Origin of the sequence: Streptomyces sp. SPB074, assembly GCF_000154905.1 — a bacterium.
GTDB lineage: Bacteria > Actinomycetota > Actinomycetes > Streptomycetales > Streptomycetaceae > Streptomyces.
In genome coordinates this window covers 3,617,706-3,619,490 of the sequence record NZ_GG770539.1, presented here as the reverse complement: position 1 = coordinate 3,619,490, position 1,785 = coordinate 3,617,706, and the positions used below count along the sequence as shown (strand labels likewise).

1 protein-coding gene is annotated in these 1,785 nt (G+C 74.5%); it reads right to left on the bottom strand.

From position 1 onward, the window contains the following. Window positions 1–904 precede the first annotated feature (904 nt). Window positions 905–1,639 carry a FadR/GntR family transcriptional regulator gene (locus tag SSBG_RS14920; RefSeq protein WP_037869812.1) on the bottom strand — a complete coding sequence of 245 codons (735 nt, stop codon included), beginning with the start codon at window positions 1,637–1,639 and terminating at the stop codon, window positions 905–907. Window positions 1,640–1,785: the final 146 nt, after the last annotated feature.

The window sequence follows — 1,785 nt, the reverse complement described above, 5'->3', positions numbered from 1 at the left end:
CGGGGGAGGTGAGGTAATGCGAGGCGTGGAGGAGCGGGGGCGGGCGGGTGCGGAGGCGCGAGGGGCGCGGGGCGCGGGCGAGGGCCCGGTGGGGCGGGTGGGACGGGGGTGGAGCGCCGGTGACAGGTGGAGCGGGCCTCGGTGAGAAGCGTGGACGGGGCGTGAGGGAGCGAGGCCACGACGACGCGGACGACGCCCCGCCGGGGGTGGGCGAGGCGCGGGCCGAGCGTCGGGGACAGGTGCAGCTGGCCTCGGTGAGGCGCGGACGAGGCAGGACAGGCAGAGCTGCCGGCGACGTGGGCAAGGCTCCCGCCGGACGGGCGAGGCACGGGTCCAGCACCGGTGACAGGCCGGGCGAGCTTCGCTCCGATGCGGGCGCGTGAAGGAGTGGGGCCATGGCGACGCGGGCGACACCTCGGCGGGACGGGCGAGGCCCAGGGTTGGGCACCGGCAGCAGGCCGGGCGAGCTGCGCTCAGGCACGGGCGGGGCGAACAAGAGCGAACCTCCCGTGACGCGGGCAAAGCTCTGGCGGGGCGGGCGAGGGCGCAGGCGGGGACTCCGGGGAGGATGCGGGCCATGCCGGAACAGCAGGCGCCGTGGAAGGTGCGGGCGAGGTGTGCGACCTGGGCCCCGGTGATGCCGGACAGGGGTCAGGTAAGACTCCGGCAGGCCAGGCCGGGGGAGGCTATGGCGTGCCGGTCGGGCCTTCCGCCTGTGCGGGGTCCCGCCTGCTGCTCACGTATTGCGGGCGCCCGCTTGTGGCCGCGGCCGAGCCGCTGCGCGCTATCGCGGCACGCGGGCGACGGGGCTCCCCCGCTCCCCACCGGCGGGTGCGGGCGAGTTCGCGGCTCTCCGTGCTCGGGCCGCTCGGGACGGCCCGGAATGTTTCACGTGAAACCGCGGCTACTCGGCCACCGGTTCATCCTTCACGAGCGTGCCGTGGAAGCCGCGGATGTGCTGTTCGGCGAGGTCGGCGGCGGCGGTGGCCTCTCCCGCGCGGACGAGGCGGAGCAGTTCGGTGTGCTCGGCGTTGAGGGCGGCAGCGGTGGCGGGCCAGTCCTCGGCCGCTTCGAGCGCACGCAGGATGAGGGAGCGTACCGATTCGCGCACGGCGGCGGTGAGCGTGGAGACGAGGCGGTTGCCGGAGGAGCGCGCGATGGCGACGTGGAAGGCGGTGTCGAGTTCGTTGAACTCCGCCGGGCCGAGACCGGTTTCGCGCAGGCGGCCGAGGATGTCGGCGGCTTCGTCCAGGTCCTCGCGCACGGCTTGTCGCGCGGCGGCCTCGAAGCTGGACCGCTCCAGGACCACCCGCGCCTCCAGGACGTCCTCCAGGCGGTAACTGCCGAGGCCGAAGTGGAGACGGAGGAGGCGGCCGAGAGCGTCGTCGGGGTTCCGTACGATCCTGGCGCCCGCGTCGGCGCCGCGTCCCGAGTGGGCGACAAGGACTCCGATCGTCTCCAGAACGCGCAGCGCCTCGCGGAGCGCGGAGCGCGAGACGCCGAGCGCGGGGGCGAGTTCGCGCTCGGGAGGCAGCCGGTCGCCCGCCTTGAGCTGTCCGGCGAGCACCTGTTCCTCGATGCTCTCCAGTACCAGTTCGTGGGTACGCGCCTGCCGCACCGGTCGCCATTCCGCGGCCATGCGCACCTCCCCGACAGGACCGACGTGGATCTCCAATCTATGTCACACACGGGGAATGGTCGGACCGGTTGGGGCGTGAGCTGCGGCACCGGAGACGGGGGTGCGGCGGGGCGGCACGAGGGCAGAGAGGTGCGGCACGGCGGGGA